This is a genomic window from Streptomyces sp. NPDC058375, assembly GCF_042723425.1.
In the GTDB taxonomy this organism is placed as follows: Bacteria; Actinomycetota; Actinomycetes; order Streptomycetales; family Streptomycetaceae; genus Streptomyces; species Streptomyces durocortorensis.
The window spans coordinates 1-17,896 of sequence record NZ_JBHXJG010000029.1 but is presented as its reverse complement, the minus strand read 5'-3'; the positions used below and the strand labels follow the sequence as shown (position 1 = coordinate 17,896).

Sequence of the window (17,896 nt, the reverse complement as noted above, 5' to 3'; positions counted from 1 at the left end):
TTTCACGTGAAACCGATCGATCCGCGTCTGCTCCACCATGCACGGGCCACCCGCCTCTTCCTGGCAGCCGCGGTGGCCCTCGGCCTGGTCGGCGCCCTGCTGGTCATCGCCCAGGCGATGCTCATCGCCGAGATCGTGGTGGGCGGGTTCGAAGACGGGCTCACGGTCACCGAGCTGCGCACCCCTCTTCTGCTGCTCGCGGCGGTCGCGCTCGGCCGGGCGTTGGTCGCCTGGCTCACCGAGCTGGCCGCCCATCGCGCCAGCGCGGCCGTCAAGTCCGAACTGCGTGGCCGACTCCTGGAGCGGGCCACGCGGCTGGGGCCCGACTGGCTGAGCGGGCAGCGCACCGGCTCGCTGGTCGCGCTGGCGACCCGGGGGATCGACGCGCTCGACGACTACTTCGCGCGCTACCTCCCGCAGCTCGGTCTCGCGGTCGTCGTGCCGGTGGCGGTGCTCGCCCGGATCGTCACCGAGGACTGGGTGTCGGCGGCGATCATCGTCGTCACGCTGCCGCTCATCCCGCTGTTCATGATCCTGATCGGCTGGGCCACCCAGTCCCGGATGGACCGCCAGTGGCAGCTGCTGTCCCGGCTCTCCGGCCACTTCCTGGACGTCGTCGCCGGGCTGCCGACCCTGAAGGTCTTCGGGCGGGCCAAGGCCCAGGCCGAGTCGATCCGCACCATCACCTCCGACTACCGCCGGGCCACCCTGCGCACCCTGCGGATCGCCTTCCTCTCCTCGTTCGCCCTGGAGCTCCTGGCGACGCTGTCGGTGGCCCTGGTCGCCGTCACTATCGGCATGCGGCTCGTCCACGGCGAACTCGACCTCTACACCGGCCTCGTGGTCCTCATCCTGGCCCCGGAGGCGTATCTGCCGATCCGCCAGGTCGGGGCGCAGTACCACGCGGCCGCCGAGGGGCTCTCGGCCGCCGAGGAGATCTTCGCGGTCCTGGAGACCGAGCCACGGACCCCGGGCACCGAGGACGTCCCGGACACGCTGCGGCTGGAGCTGGCAGACGTGACCGTACGCCACGAGGGGCGCCCCGAACCGTCGCTGGACGCCGCGTCGCTCACCGTGGAGCCGGGGGAGACCGTGGCCCTGGTCGGCCCGAGCGGGGTCGGCAAGTCCACCCTGCTGAACGTGATCCTGGGCTTCGCCCGCCCCGACGAGGGGCGCGTACGGGTCGGCGGCCGGGACCTCGCCGCCCTGGACCCGGACCGCTGGCGGAGCCGTATCGCCTGGGTTCCCCAGCGCCCCCACCTCTTCGCGGGCACGGTCGCCGAGAACGTCCGCCTCGCCCGGCCCGACGCCGACGACGAGGCGATCGTCGGGGCGCTGCGGGACGCGGGCGCGTACGACTTCGTCGCCGCACTGCCCGACGGGATGCTGACGCCGCTCGGCGAGGACGGCGCCGGGCTCTCCGCGGGACAGCGCCAGCGCCTCGCCCTCGCCCGGGCGTTCCTCGCCGACCGGCCGCTCCTGCTGCTCGACGAGCCGACCGCGAGCCTGGACGGCGAGAGCGAGGCGGGGATCGTCGACGCCGTACGGAGGCTTGCAGCCGGGCGGACCGTGCTGCTGGTGGTGCACCGCCCGGCGCTGCTGGCGGTCGCCGACCGGGTGGTCACGCTGGAGCCGCGCGCCGAGCCCCGCGCGGAGGCGTACGGGGAGCCCGCCCGGAACCCCGCGGCCCCCGGTCCCGCCGTCCCCGAGCCCCTCGCGGGCGGAGAGCTGCCGACCGCCCGCCCGGTGGAGTCCCCCGGCTCCCCCGAGCCGACCGGCAGCCGGGCCGGACGGGCGCTCGCCCGGGTCCGCGCGTCGGCCGGGGCGCAGCGCGGGCAGCTGGCCCTGGCCCTGCTGCTGGGCAGCCTCGCGGTCGGTTCGGCCGTGGGGCTCATGGCGGTCTCCGGCTGGCTGATCTCCCGGGCCTCCGAAGAGCCGCCGGTCATGTACTTGATGATGGCGGTCACCGCGACCCGCGCCTTCGGCATCGGCCGGGCGGTCTTCCGTTACGCCGAGCGGCTCGTCTCGCACGACGCCGTGCTGAAGCTCCTCGCGGGACTGCGCGTCGCCGTCTACCGGGGCCTCGAACGCATCGCCCCCGCCGGTCTGCGCACCACACGCCGAGGCGACCTGCTGTCCCGGCTCGTCGCGGATGTGGACGCGCTCCAGGACTACTGGCTGCGCTGGCTGCTGCCCGCCGGGACCGCCGTCGTGGTGGGGACCGCGGCCGCCGGGTTCACCGGCTGGCTGCTCCCGGAGGCGGGCGTGATCCTCGCCGTCGGCCTGCTGGTCGCCGGGGTCGGCGTCCCGCTCGTCAGCGGCGCCTGCGCCCGCCGTACGGAGCGTCAGCTCGCGCCCGCCCGCGCCGCCCTGGCCACCCAGGTCACCGACCTCCTCGGCGGAACCGCCGAACTGACGGTCGCGGGAGCGCTGCCCGCCCGGCAGCAGCGGCTGCGCGCGGCCGACACGCTGCTGACCCGGATCGCCTCCCGCGCGGCCGCGGCGACGGCGCTGGGCGGCGGTCTGTCCGCCCTGGTCTGCGGGCTCACCGTGGTGGCCGCCGCGTGCGTCGCCGTCCCCGCCGTGAACGACGGCCGGCTGTCCGGCGTCGCGCTCGCCGTGGTGGTGCTGACCCCGCTCGCCGCCTTCGAGGCCGTCGCCGGACTGCCGCTCGCCGTGCAGTACCGCCAGCGCGTCGCCCGGAGCGCGGAGCGGGTGTTCGAGGTGCTGGACGCCCCCGTACCCGTACAGGAGCCCGAAGCCCCCGCCGATGAGCCCGCCTCCCCCTTCCCGCTGGAGGTGCGGGGGCTGAGCGCCCGCTACCCGGGGGCCGGGCACGACGCGCTGGTCTCGCTCGACCTGACGCTGACGCGCGGACGGCGCATCGCGGTCGTGGGCCCCTCCGGCTCGGGCAAGACGACGCTCGCCCAGGTCCTCCTGCGCTTCCTGGACGCCTCGTCGGGGACGTACCGGCTCGGCGGCGTCGAGGCGTCCGCGCTGGAGTCGGACACGGTCCGGCGCTCGGTCGGGCTGTGCGCCCAGGACGCGCACGTCTTCGACAGCACGATCCGCGAGAACCTCCGTCTGGCCCGCCCCGGGGCGACCGACGCCGAACTGCGCGACGCGCTCTCCCGGGCCCGGCTGCTGGACTGGGTGCTGGCCCTGCCGGAGGGCCTCGACACGGCCGTCGGCGAGCACGGAGCCCGGCTCTCCGGCGGTCAGCGCCAGCGCCTGGCCCTGGCCCGCGCGCTCCTCGCCGGCTTCCCCGTCCTCGTCCTGGACGAGCCGGCCGAACACCTCGACCTGCCGACCGCCGACGCCCTCACCGCCGATCTGCTGGACGCGACCCGGGGCTGTGCGACGGTCCTGATCACCCACCGGCTGACCGGCCTGGAGGCGGTCGACGAGGTGCTGGTGCTGGACGCGGGCCGGGTCGTGCAGCGCGGACCGTACGCCGAACTCGCCGCCGAGGACGGGCCGCTGCGCCGCATGCTGAAGCGCGAACGGGAGACGGTGGGGGCGGGGTCGTAGGGCCGTGGGGGACGCGAACCGGGCGTCGGGCGCCCGCCGCCGTTCCGGTCATCCCGTGCATTCTCGACTTTCGCCCCCTATCGGCACTAACTAGGCTCGGGCCATGGCAGAGCCCGACCCGAAGGACTCCCTCGACGCCGCGACCCGGGCCACCCGCAGCCTCCAGGGGCTGTCCACCGAGCTGACCGCGCGGGTGCCGCAGCTCCTGGAGGCGATGCGTTCCGTCGGCGCGGGGCTGGAACTGCACTCCACCCTGGACCGGATCTGCGAGACGGCCGCCGAGCTGGCCCACGCCCGGTACGCCGCCATCGGCGTCGTCGACGAGCTGGGCGAGGGCCTGTCGGACTTCGTCACGTACGGCGTTCCGCAGGAGGTGGCCGAGGAGATCGGGCGGCGGCCCGACGGCCACCGGGGCCTGCTCGGCGCGCTGATCCACGACCCCGCACCGGTCCGGCTGGCCGATCTGTCCACCGATCCGCGGTGCGCCGGGTCTCCCGCGGGCCACCCCCGGATGCGGTCCTTCCTGGGGGTGCCCATCCGGGTCCAGGGGGAGATCTTCGGCAACCTCTACCTCACCGAGAAGCACGGCGGCGCGGAGTTCAGCGACTACGACCTGCACATGGTCCGGGTGCTCGCGACGGAGGCCGGGATCGCCATCGGCAACGCCCGGCTGTACGAGGCGGCGCGGCAGCGGGAGCACTGGATCGACGGTTCGGTCGCGGTCACGACGGCGCTCCTGTCGGGCGGGGACGCCGACGAGGCGCTGTCGGTGGTCGCCGAACAGGCCCGCCGGCTCGCCGACGCCGCCGCCGGGATCGTGCTGCTGCCCGCCGAGGAGGGCGGTCTGGAGATCGTCGCCGTGTCGTCCGACGACCCCTCGTCCTCGCTCGGGGTGATCATCCCGGTCCGGAGCGCGGTGGTGACGAAACTCCTCGCGGGGGAGGCGGTGTTCATCGACGACGCGGCCACCGACGGCAGGATGATCACCAGGCTGGCCGGCCGGTTCGGTCCCAGCATGATGCTGCCGCTCCACAGCGGCGGCCGGGTGCTCGGCGCGCTGGCCACCCCCAGACTCCGGGGCGCGCGCCCGTTCACGGGGGCCGAGCGAACGCTCGCCACGCAGTTCGCCTCCCAGGCGGCGCTCGCGCTGATGATGGCCGAGGCGCAGCGGGACCGAGAGCGGCTGGCGGTGTACGAGGACCGCGACCGGATCGCCCGCGACCTTCACGACCTGGTCATCCAGCGGCTGTTCGCCACCGGGATGATGCTGGAGAGCGCCCAGCGCCGGTCGGTGGTGCCCGAGGTGCGGACCGGTGTCGGCCGGGCGGTCGACGAGCTGGACGTGACGATCCAGGAGATCCGTACGGCCATCTTCGCGCTTCAGCAGGAGCCGGCCGAGGCTCCCTCGGGGCTGCGCACCCGCGTGCTGCGGGAGATCAACATGGCGGCGGTCCCGCTCGGCTTCAAGCCCTCGCACCGCTTCCTGGGCCCGGTGGATTCGCTCGTCGGCGAGCTGACCGGCAAGAACCTGGTCGCCGCGCTGCGCGAGGCCCTCTCCAACGCGTTCCGGCACGCGGAGGCGTCGCTGATCGACGTGGTCGTCGACGCGACGGTGGCCCTGCCGGACGGGCGGGGCGCGGTGCGGCTCTCGGTGGCCGACGACGGGGTGGGCGTCCCGGAGGGCGGCCGCCGCAGCGGGCTGCGCAATCTGGCCCGCCGGGCCGAGTCCCTGGGCGGGGCGAGCCGGCTGGAGGCGGGGATCGGGGAGGACGGCGGCGGTACGACGGTGGTGTGGGAGGCGCCGCTGTGAGGGCGGGGCCTCGCCGCCCCCGGTGTGCCGACGGCGGGGCCTCCACGCCCCGGTGTGCCGAAAGGTTTCAGCGGGCCTCTGCGCGGGCTTCCGCCCGGGCGGCGAGGATCCGCTCGATGACGAGGGCCACCCCGTCCTCCTCGTTGGTCGCGGTCCGGCCCGAGGCGGCGGCCAGCGCGTCCGGGTGGGCGTTGCCCATCGCGAAGGAGGCGCCGGCCCAGCTGAGCATCTCGACGTCGTTGGGCATGTCGCCGAAGGCGACCACCTCGGCGGGCGCGATACCGCGCTCGGCGCAACAGGCGGCGAGCGTGGTGGCCTTGGAGACGCCGAGCCCGCTGACCTCCAGGAGCGCGGAGGGGCTGGAGCGGGTGACGGCGGCCCGGTCGCCGACCGCCGTACGGGCCAGGTCGAGGAACGTGTCGGGCGCCAGCTCGGTGTGGTGGGCCAGCAGCTTCAGCACGGGCGCGCCGGTGCCCGGGGCGTCCTCGTGCAGCAGCTTTTCGGCGATGGCCACCGTGGCGCCCGGGTCCAGGTGGAAGGGCGGGTAGGCCGGTTCGTAGTTGATGCCGGTGGTCATCTCGACGGCGAAGGAGGTGCCGGGGGCCACTTCGCGCAGCGTGCGCACGACGTGCAGGGCGGCACCGCGCTCCAGCGCGCGTACGGAGAGGAGGTCGCCGTCCGTCCGCAGATCGGTGACCACGGCGCCGTTGGCGCAGATCGCCGTGCCGTGGCTCTGGACGTGGCTCCGCACGACGTCCATCCAGCGGGCCGGCCTGCCGGTGACGAAGAAGACCTCGACGCCGGCCTCCTCGGCCGCCGCGAGGGCCGCGACCGTGCGCGCGGACAGCGTCTTGTCGTCGCGCAGCAGGGTGCCGTCGAGGTCGGTGGCGATCAGACGGGTCACGGCGGGGAGAGGCGCATCGGTCACTGAGGTCACCGGACCATTCTCGCTCACAAGGCTGCACGTGCGTGCGGAAGGGCGCACATGTGAGTGGGACCGCTCCTGAACTGCGGAACACCCCTTTGGCATATGCCAAAGGGTCGTCGGGAGGGGTGAAGGTCACCCCTTCGGCAGGGTGACCTTCTCGGGCCCGCAGCCGATCCGCCGGGCTTCGGCGGCGACGTAGGCGGGCAGAAGGTCACGGGTGAAGGAAGCGGCGGCGGCCGACCCCATGTTCTTCAGCTGCTCCACCATGAAGACCACCCGCCCGCTCTTGCATGCGGCCTGGTAGACGGCACGGGTGGCGTTGAGTGTTCCGTACCCCTTGGTGCCCTTGATCCGTGGCCCGCCGTCGAGCAGGTCCCCGGCGAAGATGTTCGCGGTGAGCGGTTCGACCACGGTGGTGAACCGGGCGGACGTCCGGCCACGGTCGTAGGAGGCATCGCAGACCCGGGCGGGGCCGCCGTCACCGGCCACCGTGCGTGTGGTGGTCAGCAGTTCGTGGTGGGCGGGCAGGACGAACCCCTTGATCCCGCAGAACGCCCGGGGATCGGCGTCGGCCCAGTCGACGGGGTCGGCCGGCTCCGCGGGAGCGGGGTAGGAGCCGCTGCAGCCGAAGTCACGCATGACGCCGTTCGCGACCGCCACCACCGTGCGGGCGAGCGCGGCCCGCTCGGCCGGGTCGTACGCCGAGTCGAGGTCCAGACCCGGCTGTCCCCGTCCCGCGTCGATCACAGCCGGGCCGCTGTCCCCGCCTCCGGTGCAGCTCTGCGGCAGGGCTACCCAGGCGCGCAGGCCCGAAGCCATGCCGGGCAGATCCTCTCCCAGGGGCGCCATGTTCGCGGCGAGGAATTCCGCGGGCCACGTGCGGCTGTCGGTGCCGAAGAGCGAGTCCAGCCGGCGGACGTGCACGGTCACCTGCCGGACGGCCCTCTCCTCGCCGCTGCCCGTGCCGTAGCTCGTGATCCGGCAGTTCCCGTACATGAGCCTGTCGCCCTGCGGGTCGGGTTGCAGCTTCTGTTCCTCGACCTCGGTCCTGCGGTCGGCGAAGAGAGCCGTCATGGCCGAGTCGTCGAGGGAGTCCCAGCACGGCCGGGGCCCGACGAGCGGCAGCGTGTCCGTCCGCCAGGCCACGACGCCGGCGCCCAGCAGTGCGCCGATCACGCCGGCGACGGAGGCGGTGCGGGCCGTGCGGCTGCGCAGGAGTCTCCGCAACGGGGAGCGCCGCGCCGGGGTGGTGTCGGTCTCGTCGATACCGTCCATCAGCTGTTCCCTCCGTTCGTCCTGCCAGCGTCAAGGCGTCCGCCGCGTTCGGCTCCGGCCTTCATGAAGTGCGTGAACACCGTCGCGGCGTCCGGCAAACCCACCGACGATATGACCCCGCTCCGGCAACCGTTCCGGCGGCATGTCCGGGGTGGCGGGCAGCCCGCGTATCGTCGGGGGCATGCGTCTGAGCACGGTGATCCTCCCCATCCACCGGTGGGCCGAAGGGCAGAAGAACTGGCAGCGGGCCGAAGAGCTCGGTTTCCACACCGCCTACACCTACGACCACCTGTCCTGGCGGACCTTCCGGGACGGCCCGTGGTTCGGGGCGCTGCCCACGCTCACCGCCGCGGCGACGGTCACCGAACGCCTGCGGCTGGGCACCCTCGTGACCTCGCCGAACTTCCGCCACCCGGTGACGCTGGCCAAGGAGTTGATCTCCCTGGACGACATCTCGGGCGGCCGGGTCACCCTCGGCATCGGCGCCGGCGGCAGCGGCTTCGACGCCACCGCCCTGGGGCAGGAGGCCTGGACCCCGCGCGAACGCGCCGACCGGTTCGCGGAGTTCGTGCCCCTCCTGGACCGGCTGCTCACCGAGGACGCGGTGACCGAGCGCGGGACGCACTACACCGCGCTGGAGGCCCGCAACATCCCCGGCTGCGTCCAGCGTCCCCGGCTGCCCTTCGCGGTCGCCGCGACCGGGCCGCGCGGCCTGAGGCTCGCCGCCCGCCACGGGCAGGCCTGGGTCACCACAGGCGACCCCAAGCTGTACGAGAACGGCACCCCGGAGGAGTCGCGGGCCGCGCTGCGGTCGCAGAACGAGAAGCTCACGGCGGCCTGCGCAGAGACCGGCCGGGACGCCGGCGAGCTGGACCGGATCCTGCTGACCGGGTTCACCCCGGACCGCACGGCCCCGCTGGAGTCCGTGGACGCCTTCGTCGACTTCGCGGGGCGCCACGGGGAGCTGGGCTTCACCGAGATCGTCGTCCACGCCCCGATCCCGGACTCGGTCTTCGACGTCGACCCGGAGGTCTTCGAGCGCATCGCGACCGAGGCGCCCGCTCAGCTGGCATAACCGCCCCGCGGCCGCCGCTCCTGCGGCCCTCAGGCGCGCAGGAGCAGGAACTGCGGGGGTACGGCGTCGGCGAGCCAGACCCCGTTGGCGCTGACCCGGAAGACATGGCCGGCGCGGTGCATCGCGCCCGCGTCCACGGTGAGGACGAGGGGACGGCCGCGGCGGGCGCCGACCCGGGTGGCCGTCTCCCGGTCGGGCGAGAGGTGGACGTGGTGGCGGGTCATGGGGCGCAGGCCCTCGGCCCGGACCGCGTCCATCACCCGGGCGACCGTGCCGTGGTAGAGGTACGCGGGCGGTTCGGTCGGCGGCAGGTCCAGGTCGACGGCGACGGTGTGGCCCTGGTTGGCGCGGATACGGTCGCCCTCGACGCCGCTCCCGGCACTGCCCTCGACGGTGAAGCGTCGCTTGTCGTTGGTGGCGACGGCGTGGTCGAGCTCGGCGCGCGAGAGCGGGAATCCGTGCCGGGCCGCGGCGCGCAGCAGCTCCTCGACCGCCACCCAGCCGTGGTCGTCGAGGGCGAGGCCGATGCGTTCCGGCTGGTGCCGCAGATGCTTCGAGAGGTACTTGGACACCTTGACGGTGCGACGTTCGTCCATGGCGTCAGAGTGCCCGGGTGGGCTTGTCGGTGCATCCGTATTTCGACTCGTCGTTTCTTCCGGCAGTCGTTCTTCTTCGCTTCTTCGGTCTTTCTTCTCCGTCAGGTTTGATCCACAGCCAACTTGAGTTATCCACAAGCTATTTGACGGATCTGTGGACAACTCTCTTGACCTTTAAGACTTTTTGTCAATTTCGCCCGCTTTGGCATGAGTTGCTGTGAGGTCGTCCAAGGCGCGTGCCTGCACCTCCCGTTCGGTGGCGGCTGCCACGAAGGCGGCCACCTGCTCCGCGCCAACCAGCTCCCGCACAGCCTGCGTTGTCCGGGCCGGGAGCAGCACCGGACGCGTCGCGTTCTCGGCGATCGCGGTCTCCTCCGCGCCGAGGTGATGGTGCAGGTGCCGGGTGGCGAACGTCCTCATGGCGCGGGCCAGTTCGGCGTCCACCGTCTGCTGGGCGAGCGGCCGCAGCCGTCGCACCAAGGACGCCGCCTCCGCCGCGTCGGAGTCGGTGGGCGGCCGGTGGCCGAGATAGCGCGCGAAGACGTGCTCGGTGGTGAACTCCAGGAAACGGGAGGCGATGTGCTCCACCTGGCCGCGAAGCTCCCGCAGATGGCCGGAGATTGCCGTCAGCGGCACGCCCGCCGCGTACAACTCGACGGCCACCGCCAGCTCCTGCGGGCTGGGGACGAGGAATTCGTCGTCCCGCCCCGGCACGCGCTCCAGCACGCCGAGCTCCACCGCCTCGGCGATCGCCTCGTCGTCCTGCCGGCCGCCGAACCTCGTGTCCAGCTCCCGGCGGCTGATCCGGTCGGCCTCCTCGTCCGTCCACGGGCCGTGCACCTCCGCGACGAGCCCGAGCACCCCGCCGAGCCCCCGCCCCGCGTCCCACGCCTCCAGCAACTCCTTGATGCTGGCCAGGGTGTATCCCCGGTCGAGCAGGTCCGCGATCTGCCGCAGCCGGGCCAGATGGGTCTCCCGGTACACATTGGCCCGCCCGCGCCGCTCGGGCGTCGGGAACAGCCCGCGGTCCTGGTAGGCGCGGATCGTGCGCACCGTGGCCCCGCTGGCGTGGGCCAGGTCCTCGATCCGGTATTCGGCCTCTCCCCGGCCCTCGGCCGACGACGCACCGGACCTCGGCCCCGCGCCGCTCACAGCGGCGGCTTCAGCCGGGCGACGGAGCGCAGAGCTCCCGGGCTCAGCCGGGACAGCAGCCGTGCGCCGCGCGCCTCCGGGGTCACCGGCACCACGGCCTGGTTGCGCACGACCGCCCGCAGGATCGCGTCGGCGACCCTCGTAGGCGGGTAGTTGCGCCGCCCGTAGAGCCGGCTCGACCGCTTCCGCAGCCGCTCCTCCTCCGCCGCGTCGGCCCCCGCGAAACGCGCGGTGGCGGTGATGTTGGTGTTGACGATGCCGGGGCATATCGCGCTGACCCCGATCGACTTCTCCGCCAGCTCGGCCCGCAGACACTCGCTGAGCATCAGCACGGCCGCCTTCGACGTGCTGTACGCGGGCAGCGCCCGTGAGGGCTGGAAGGCGGCGGCCGACGCGGTGTTGACGATGTGGCCGCCCTGGCCCCGGTCCGCCATCTGTTTGCCGAAGATCCGGCAGCCGTGGATGACCCCCCAAAGATTGACGTCGAGGACCTTCTTCCACTCCTCGCTCGTGGTCTCCAGGAAGGAGCCGGACAGCCCGATCCCGGCGTTGTTGACCAGGACGTCGACGATGCCGTACTCGGCGGCGACCCGGGCGGCGAGCTTCTCCATCGCGGCCTCGTCGCTGACGTCGACCGCCTCGCCCCAGGCCGCGGGCGCCCCGATCAGCCGTGCCATCTCCGCGGTCCGGGCCGCCCCCTCCGCGTCACGGTCCACGGCCACGATCCGGGCGCCCGCCTCGGCGAACGCGAACGCCGTGGCCTGCCCGATCCCGGAGGCCGCGCCCGTCACCAGGACCAGCTGACCCCCGAACCGCTGTGCGTAGGGGCTCTGCGCCACCGGCTGCTGCACGGGCCCGCCGTCCCGCCCGCCGGACTCGTTCGCGGTGACGAACTCGCCGATCCAGGAAGCGAGCTGGTCCGGCCGGGTGCGGGGCACCCAGTGCTTGGCCGGGATCGAGCGGCGTACCAACCGGGGGGCCCAGTCCTCCAGACCGTCGTAGAGCCGCTCGGAGAGGAAGGAGTCCCCGGTCGGCGTGATCAGCTGGACCGGTGCGTGGGCGAAGGCGTCCGCGCGGGGCCTGCTCAGCCGGGCGCGGACGTTGTCGCGGTAGAGCCAGGCGCCGTGCGCCGCGTCGTCGGGCAGGGAGGCGGTGGGGTAGTCGCCCGCGGGCACCTTCTCCAGCCGCTCCAGGATCCCCGGCCAGCGCTTGCCGAGCGGGCCGCGCCAGGCCAGCTCCGGCAGGACCGGCGTGTGGAGCATGTACACGTACCAGGACTTCGCGCCCTGGCCGAGCAGTTGGCCCACCCTGCGCGGGGTGGGGCGGGCCATGCGGCGCTTGATCCAGTGCCCGAAGTGGTCGAGGGAGGGCCCGGACATCGAGGTGAAGGAGGCGATCCGGCCCTCGGTCCGGCCGACCGTGACGAACTCCCAGGACTGGACGGACCCCCAGTCGTGACCGACCACGTGCACCGGCCGGTCCGGGCTGACCGTGTCGATCACGGCGAGGAAGTCGTCGGTCAGCTTCTCCAGGGTGAAGCCGCCGCGCAGGGGCTTCGGGGCGGTGGACCTGCCGTGCCCCCGTACGTCGTACAGCACCACGTGCCAGTGCTCGGCCAGCCGTACGGCGACGTCCGACCAGACCTCCTTGCTGTCCGGATAGCCGTGGACCAGCACCACGGTCGGCCGGCCGGCTTCGCCCAGCTCGGCGACGCACAGCTCGACGCCTCCCGTAAGCACGGTCCGCTCACGCGCCTGAGACAGATTCACGCCGCCACCTTCTCCTCGGCCCAGCGCCGCACGTGCGGCAGATCGTCGTCCAGCCAGAAAGCGCTCTGTTCGGGGTCCTTGGAGTCGGTGACGACCAGGATCTCCTCGAACTTCGCGCCCGTACCCCGGAATCCGAGGTGGGGTTCGACCGCCCACAGGCCCGGCTGCGGCGGGTGGTCGGAGAAGCGGTAGGGGCTCCACAGCGGCGACCAGCCGTCCCGGTGGCCGTGCAGCGCGTCACTCACGAGACCCTTCAGGGCCTGGGTGCCGAAGCCGAACACCCGGGGTGACCAACGGCGTTCGGTGACGCGGTCGACCTTGTGGGCGATCACGCCGAAGGGGTAGGCCCGGTGTCTGTTCGCGTACCCCTGTGCGGTCATGAGGCGTTCGACGTCCTCGTAGATCTCGCGCAGCGAACGGCGATCGCGCACCTCCCGCAGGATCAGCTCGCGGTGCGCCTCCAGATCGGCCAGCAGCCTGTCGTGCAGCGGATTGAGGCCGAGGCTCCCCGCGTATCCGACATCGGCGGTGAACCCCTTGTAGACCGGGGCCATGTCGAGGATGAACGGCATGCCCGGCTCCAGCTTCCGGTCGGTCGGGAAGAACTGCAGCGGCACCTTGAAACCGGCGAAGGCCGTACGGTCGCCGAACCAGGCGAACGGGAGGTGGAACCAGTCGCGCACACCGCGCTCGCGCAGCCAGACGCGCTGCATCCGGGCCGCCTCGCGCTCGGTCACCCCCGACCGCAGCTGACCGGCGACCGCCTCCGCGCAGGCGTAGGCCAGGCGCTGGACTTCTCTGAACCCCCGCAGCTCCGGGGTGTTGGTGTCCTGCACTGCCTTGGTCGAGCCGGTCATGCCACCGTCCGTTCCCTGCCGTGTGCGGTACGTGCCCGTAACGTGACACTGATGAATGTGACAATGTCCGGCGGCTGCGTCAAGTGGTGTGGACGGCCTGTGGAAAACCCCGGCTCCGCGTTGGATCCATGGCGCATCCCCCTACGGGCGCGTACGCCTGGAGTCTGACGCGGATCCAGCCGTCAGGGCTGACGACCCCTGTGGCCCGCGCCACTAACGTCGTGTCCGTGACAGCCGTAATCGCTACCGAAGCCCTGAGCATGCGGTTCCCCCGGGTGACCGCGCTTGACCGGCTCACGTTGGACATCGGACCGGGTGTGACCGGTCTGGTGGGTTCCAACGGAGCCGGCAAGTCCACACTGATCAAGATCCTGCTGGGTCTCTCCCCCGCCACCGAAGGCCGGGCCGCGGTGCTCGGGCTCGACGTCGCGACCAGCGGCGCCGCCATCCGGGAACGGGTGGGGTACATGCCCGAGCACGACTGCCTGCCGCCCGACGTCTCGGCGACCGAGTTCGTCGTGCACATGGCCCGCATGTCGGGGCTGCCGCCCACGGCGGCCCGTGAGCGCACGGCCGACACCCTGCGCCACGTCGGGCTCTACGAGGAGCGCTACCGCCCCATCGGCGGCTACTCGACCGGCATGAAGCAGCGGGTCAAGCTGGCCCAGGCGCTCGTCCACGACCCCCAGTTGGTCCTGCTCGACGAGCCGACCAATGGCCTCGACCCCGTCGGCCGGGACGAGATGCTCGGCCTCATCCGCCGCATCCACACCGACTTCGGCATCTCCGTGCTGGTGACCTCGCACCTCCTGGGCGAGCTGGAACGCACCTGTGACCACGTCGTCGTCATCGACGGCGGCACCCTCCTGCGCTCCAGCTCCACCAGCGACTTCACCCAGACCACCGCGACCCTCGCGGTCGAGGTGACCGACAGCGACACCCACCCCGACGGCACCGGCGCGTTGCGCAAGGCCCTCACCGAGGCCGGGGTCACCCTCATCGGCCACGACGGGATCGACACGGAGGGGCTGCCGGGCGCGGGCCACATCCTGCTGATCGAGGCGACGGGCGAGGAGACGTACGACCTGGTCCGCGACAGTGTCGCCGGGCTCGGGCTCGGCCTCGTCCGCATGGAACAGCGCCGCCACCAGATCGCCGAGGTGTTCCGTACCGAACAGGGCGGGGCGCACGCCGCCGCCGTCCCGGCCGCCGCCGATGTCGTACAGCAGGCCGCGCGACAGGCCGTACCGCAGTCCGCGCAGCAGGTCGTCCAGCAGAAGGGAAGCGGTCGCGATGAGCACTGAGACCGGCACCGCGACCGGGCGCGACGCCTCCCGGATCCACAACATCGGCTACCGCTCCTACGACGGACCGCGGCTCGGCCGGGCCTACGCCCGCCGCTCCCTGTTCTCGCAGACCCTGCGGGGCTCCTTCGGACTGGGCCGTTCCGCCAAGTCCAAGGTGCTTCCCATGCTGCTGTTCGGCGTGATGACCCTGGTCGCGGCGATCCTGGTGGCGGTCTCCATGGCCGCGCCGGACGCCAGCAAGCTGGTGATCGAGTACACCTCGTACGCGATCTACCTCCAGGCCGTCATCGGCCTCTTCATCGCCGCCCAGGCCCCGCAGGCGGTGTCCAGGGACCTCCGTTTCAAGAGCGTCCCCCTGTACTTCTCGCGGCCGATCGAACGCGCCGACTACGTGGTCGCGAAGCTGGCCGCCACCGCCTCGGCGCTCTTCATCCTCACCGGGGCGCCGCTGCTCGTCCTCTACGTGGGCTCTCTGCTCGCGAAGTTCGACTTCGCCGATCAGACCAAGTGGTTCGGCCAGGGACTGGTGTCGGTGGCGCTGCTGTCCGTGCTGTTCGCCGGGCTCGGCCTCGTGATGGCCGCCCTGACCCCGCGGCGCGGTTTCGGCGTCGCGGCGGTGATCGCCCTGTTGACCATCACCTACGGTGCCGTCTCCACGATCCAGGTCATCGCCTGGGAGACCGGCTCGGAGGGGGCCGTGCAGTGGCTCGGCCTCTTCTCGCCGATCTCCCTGATCGACGGCATCCAGACCGCGTTCCTCGGCGCGACCTCCGCCTTCCCCGGAGGGGAAGGTCCGGGCGCGGGCGCCGGCGTGGTCTACCTGATCGTTGTTCTCGCGCTCGTCGCCGGCTCGTACGCCGTCCTGATGCGCCGCTACCGGAGGGTCGGGCTGTGACCACCATCGAGATCGACCACACCTCGCGCTGGTTCGGCAACGTGGTCGCCGTCAACGACGTCTCCATGACCGTGGGGCCCGGCGTCACCGGACTGCTCGGCCCGAACGGCGCCGGGAAGTCCACCCTCATCAACATGATGGGCGGATTCCTCGCCCCCTCGACGGGGAAGGTCACGCTCGACGGTCGGCCGATCTGGCGCAACGAGGCCGTCTACAAGGAGATCGGTATCGTCCCGGAGCGGGAGGGGATGTACGACTTCCTCACCGGCAAGGAGTTCGTCGTCGCCAACGCCGAACTCCATGGTCTGGGCGGGGCCGAGGCGCAGAAGGCGCTCGCCACGGTCCAGATGGAGTACGCGCAGGACCGCAAGATCGCCACGTACAGCAAGGGCATGCGCCAGCGCGTGAAGATGGCCTCCGCGCTGGTCCACGAGCCCTCGGTGCTGCTCCTGGACGAACCGTTCAACGGAATGGACCCGCGTCAGCGCATGCAGCTGATGGAGCTGCTGCGGCGGATGGGCGCCGAGGGCCGCACGGTCCTGTTCTCCTCCCACATCCTCGAAGAGGTCGAGCAGTTGGCCTCGCACATCGAGGTGATCGTGGCGGGCCGGCACGCCGCTTCCGGCGACTTCCGCAAGATCCGCCGGCTGATGAAGGACCGGCCGCACCGCTATCTGGTGCGCTCCAGCGACGACCGTGCGCTGGCGGCCGCGCTCATCGCCGACCCGTCCACGGCGGGCATCGAGGTCGATCTGACCGAGAAGGCGCTGCGCATCCAGGCCGTCGACTTCGGGCGGTTCACCGAACTGCTGCCGAGGGTCGCCCGGGAGCAGGGCATCCGGCTGCTGACCGTCTCGCCGTCCGACGAGTCCCTCGAATCGGTCTTTTCCTATCTCGTAGCGGCCTGAGTAGTGGCCTGAAAGGAGCTGTGCACCGTCATGTACGACCCCACAGTCGCCCGGCTCACCTACCGGGCCCTGCTCGGCCGGCGCCGGGCCGCCATCCTGTTCGTCCTGCCCGCACTGCTGCTGGTCATCGCCGCGGCCGTGCGCATGTTCGCCGGGGCCGATGACCAGGTCGCCTCGGACGTCCTCGGCGGCTTCGCCATCGCCACGATGGTGCCGCTGATCGGCGTGATCGCGGGCACCGGGGCGATCGGCCCCGAGATCGACGACGGCTCGATCGTCTACCTGCTCGCCAAGCCGGTGAAGCGGCCCACGATCATCTTCACCAAGCTGATCGTGGCCATCGCGGTGACCATGGTGTTCTCCGCGCTGCCGACGTTGCTCGCGGGCCTGATCCTCAACGGCAACGGCCAGCAGATCGCCGTCGCCTATACGATCGCGGCGCTGGTCGCCTCGATCGCGTACAGCGCTCTGTTCCTGCTGCTCGGCACGGTCAGCCGGCACGCGGTGGTCCTGGGTCTGGTCTACGCCCTGGTCTGGGAGACCCTGTTCGGCAGCCTGGTGGCCGGTGCGCGCACGCTCAGCGTCCAGCAGTGGTCCCTGGCGGTGGCCGAGAAGGTTTCGGGCAACGGCGTGGTGACCTCGGAGGTCGGCCTGCCGCTCGCCACGGTCCTGCTGGTCGCGGTCACGGCGGCCGCCACCTGGTACGCGGGCCAGAAGCTGCGCACGCTGAAGCTGGCGGGCGAGGAGTGAGGCCTGCGGTCTGAGCCCCCTGCCGCGCCCCGACGACCCCCGCCCCTGTCCCGACAAGGGCGGGGGTCGTCGTATGAGCGGACAGGTGTGCGCGGTAACCGTACGTTTATCGGGTCGTTGAGCAGGGTGCGTGGAGGCAATTGGAATCCGTGGCGTCGTAGGGATCGTGAAATCGAGGAATGCCGGCACCGGGTGAGGCTCAGCCCACCGGACCGGTCATCGAGTGAGTGGCAACCGTGAGCGTCCTCCACCCCTGAAGCCCGGGGTGTGGGCCGTCCTCGTCATTCCCTCGTACGAAAGGCACACCCATGCCCACGAAAGTCGCCCTGCTCGAATCGCGCGCGCTGCGCGGGGAGCAGATGGGGCGCGTCGATGTCCTCGACAAGGTGAAGAGCCTTGTCATGCTCCCGGACGGAATTCACGTTCGCACAGAGGACGTGGCTCGTTACTTCGAAGTATCCACAGGGGCGGTCAGGAGGCTGACCGACCGGCATCAGAAGGGCTCACCGAAAACGGCCTGCGCGTGCTGCGCGGCGCTGAGCTGCGGTCCTTCCACAGCGACATGGTGTCGCTATGGGCCGGTGAGGGGGTGGAAAGTTATCCACAGGCAGCCACGCAGCTGCGGCTCTACACCCGTCGCACCGTCCTCAACATCGCGATGCTTCTTCGCGACAGCGACATCGCCCGCTGCGTGCGTACGTACCTCCTCGACGCCGAGGAGTCGCTCCGCACGCAGTACGCCTCCCTCGATCACCGCGTCACGCGCATCGAGAGCTGCCTCACCGGAGTCGGCAGTGCGCTGCAGGAGCTCGGGCCGGTGCTGGTGCGGATGTCCGAGCGGCTCGACAGCCTCGACCGGAAGGTGGAGATGACGCACCAGGTGGTCGGCGCGATGAGTCTGCGGCTGGCGGATGTGCAGCAGGACGTCGTGCAGCTCGACGGGCGGATGGACGCCTTCGCCGGGCAGCTGAAGGATCTGCGCCGCCGTAACGGGCAGCGCGGCCGGCGCTGAACGAGGCGGCCCGGCACCGTGGGTACGGTGC

13 protein-coding genes and 1 pseudogene are annotated in these 17,896 nt (G+C 72.1%); 8 read left to right on the top strand and 6 right to left on the bottom strand.

What is annotated here, in order from left to right; all coding sequences use genetic code 11:
- Positions 1 to 6: 6 nt before the first annotated feature.
- Positions 7 to 3,531, top strand: coding sequence for a thiol reductant ABC exporter subunit CydD (gene cydD / locus ACFWM7_RS07635; RefSeq protein WP_383256293.1), 3,525 nt, complete (start codon positions 7 to 9; stop codon positions 3,529 to 3,531).
- Between the two features lie 103 nt (positions 3,532 to 3,634).
- On the top strand, positions 3,635 to 5,341 hold the full coding sequence (locus ACFWM7_RS07630; protein WP_383256290.1) for a GAF domain-containing sensor histidine kinase: 1,707 nt from the start codon (positions 3,635 to 3,637) through the stop codon (positions 5,339 to 5,341).
- A 67-nt stretch (positions 5,342 to 5,408) separates the two neighbouring features.
- Here ACFWM7_RS07630 and ACFWM7_RS07625 read toward each other — a convergent pair whose 3' ends face one another.
- Both ACFWM7_RS07625 and ACFWM7_RS07620 read right to left on the bottom strand, forming a co-directional pair.
- Positions 5,409 to 6,278, bottom strand: a complete 870-nt coding sequence (locus tag ACFWM7_RS07625; RefSeq protein WP_383256288.1) for a Cof-type HAD-IIB family hydrolase — start codon at positions 6,276 to 6,278, stop codon at positions 5,409 to 5,411.
- Positions 6,279 to 6,401: 123 nt separating this feature from the next.
- A complete protein-coding gene (locus tag ACFWM7_RS07620) occupies positions 6,402 to 7,544 on the bottom strand; it encodes a hypothetical protein (protein WP_383256286.1) in 1,143 nt (380 codons plus the stop codon).
- Positions 7,545 to 7,725: 181 nt separating this feature from the next.
- Between ACFWM7_RS07620 and ACFWM7_RS07615 the strand changes: the two genes are divergently transcribed.
- Positions 7,726 to 8,619, top strand: coding sequence for an LLM class flavin-dependent oxidoreductase (locus tag ACFWM7_RS07615; RefSeq protein ID WP_383256284.1), 894 nt, complete (start codon positions 7,726 to 7,728; stop codon positions 8,617 to 8,619).
- Between the two features lie 29 nt (positions 8,620 to 8,648).
- Here ACFWM7_RS07615 and ACFWM7_RS07610 read toward each other — a convergent pair whose 3' ends face one another.
- The 4 genes from ACFWM7_RS07610 to ACFWM7_RS07595 form a co-directional block, all read right to left on the bottom strand.
- Positions 8,649 to 9,215, bottom strand: coding sequence for an RNA 2'-phosphotransferase (locus ACFWM7_RS07610; RefSeq protein WP_383256281.1), 567 nt, complete (start codon positions 9,213 to 9,215; stop codon positions 8,649 to 8,651).
- A gap of 174 nt (positions 9,216 to 9,389) precedes the next feature.
- Positions 9,390 to 10,367, bottom strand: coding sequence for a MerR family transcriptional regulator (locus ACFWM7_RS07605; RefSeq protein WP_383256279.1), 978 nt, complete (start codon positions 10,365 to 10,367; stop codon positions 9,390 to 9,392).
- Positions 10,364 to 12,136 (bottom strand): SDR family oxidoreductase, encoded by a 1,773-nt coding sequence (locus ACFWM7_RS07600; RefSeq protein ID WP_383256278.1) that lies wholly within the window; start codon positions 12,134 to 12,136, stop codon positions 10,364 to 10,366. Before ACFWM7_RS07600 ends, ACFWM7_RS07605 begins: the two co-directional genes overlap by 4 nt.
- Positions 12,133 to 12,993, bottom strand: coding sequence for a M24 family metallopeptidase (locus tag ACFWM7_RS07595; RefSeq protein ID WP_383256276.1), 861 nt, complete (start codon positions 12,991 to 12,993; stop codon positions 12,133 to 12,135). Before ACFWM7_RS07595 ends, ACFWM7_RS07600 begins: the two co-directional genes overlap by 4 nt.
- A 260-nt stretch (positions 12,994 to 13,253) precedes the next feature.
- Between ACFWM7_RS07595 and ACFWM7_RS07590 the strand changes: the two genes are divergently transcribed.
- The 5 genes and pseudogenes from ACFWM7_RS07590 to ACFWM7_RS07570 all read left to right on the top strand — a co-directional run bounded on the left by ACFWM7_RS07590 (position 13,254) and on the right by ACFWM7_RS07570 (position 17,865).
- Positions 13,254 to 14,297, top strand: a complete 1,044-nt coding sequence (locus tag ACFWM7_RS07590; RefSeq protein ID WP_383256343.1) for an ABC transporter ATP-binding protein — start codon at positions 13,254 to 13,256, stop codon at positions 14,295 to 14,297.
- Positions 14,287 to 15,195, top strand: coding sequence for an ABC transporter permease (locus tag ACFWM7_RS07585; protein ID WP_383256274.1), 909 nt, complete (start codon positions 14,287 to 14,289; stop codon positions 15,193 to 15,195). The genes ACFWM7_RS07590 and ACFWM7_RS07585 overlap by 11 nt, the downstream gene beginning before the upstream one ends.
- Positions 15,192 to 16,103 (top strand): ABC transporter ATP-binding protein, encoded by a 912-nt coding sequence (locus ACFWM7_RS07580; RefSeq protein WP_356565706.1) that lies wholly within the window; start codon positions 15,192 to 15,194, stop codon positions 16,101 to 16,103. Before ACFWM7_RS07585 ends, ACFWM7_RS07580 begins: the two co-directional genes overlap by 4 nt.
- A gap of 30 nt (positions 16,104 to 16,133) precedes the next feature.
- A complete protein-coding gene (locus tag ACFWM7_RS07575; protein WP_383256272.1) occupies positions 16,134 to 16,853 on the top strand; it encodes an ABC transporter permease in 720 nt (239 codons plus the stop codon).
- A gap of 308 nt (positions 16,854 to 17,161) precedes the next feature.
- A pseudogene (locus ACFWM7_RS07570) lies at positions 17,162 to 17,865 on the top strand (hypothetical protein).
- Positions 17,866 to 17,896: the final 31 nt, after the last annotated feature.

Excerpts from the sequence above, each read along its gene's own strand:
- ACFWM7_RS07630 (WP_383256290.1), top strand. The coding sequence starts at position 3,635 with ATGGCAGAGCCCGACCCGAAGGACTCCCTCGACGCCGCGACCCGGGCC.
- ACFWM7_RS07620 (WP_383256286.1), bottom strand. The coding sequence starts at position 7,544 with ATGGACGGTATCGACGAGACCGACACCACCCCGGCGCGGCGCTCCCCG.
- ACFWM7_RS07615 (WP_383256284.1), top strand. The coding sequence starts at position 7,726 with ATGCGTCTGAGCACGGTGATCCTCCCCATCCACCGGTGGGCCGAAGGG.
- ACFWM7_RS07610 (WP_383256281.1), bottom strand. The coding sequence starts at position 9,215 with ATGGACGAACGTCGCACCGTCAAGGTGTCCAAGTACCTCTCGAAGCAT.
- ACFWM7_RS07595 (WP_383256276.1), bottom strand. The coding sequence starts at position 12,993 with ATGACCGGCTCGACCAAGGCAGTGCAGGACACCAACACCCCGGAGCTG.
- ACFWM7_RS07590 (WP_383256343.1), top strand. The coding sequence starts at position 13,254 with ATGCGGTTCCCCCGGGTGACCGCGCTTGACCGGCTCACGTTGGACATC.
- ACFWM7_RS07585 (WP_383256274.1), top strand. The coding sequence starts at position 14,287 with ATGAGCACTGAGACCGGCACCGCGACCGGGCGCGACGCCTCCCGGATC.
- ACFWM7_RS07575 (WP_383256272.1), top strand. The coding sequence starts at position 16,134 with ATGTACGACCCCACAGTCGCCCGGCTCACCTACCGGGCCCTGCTCGGC.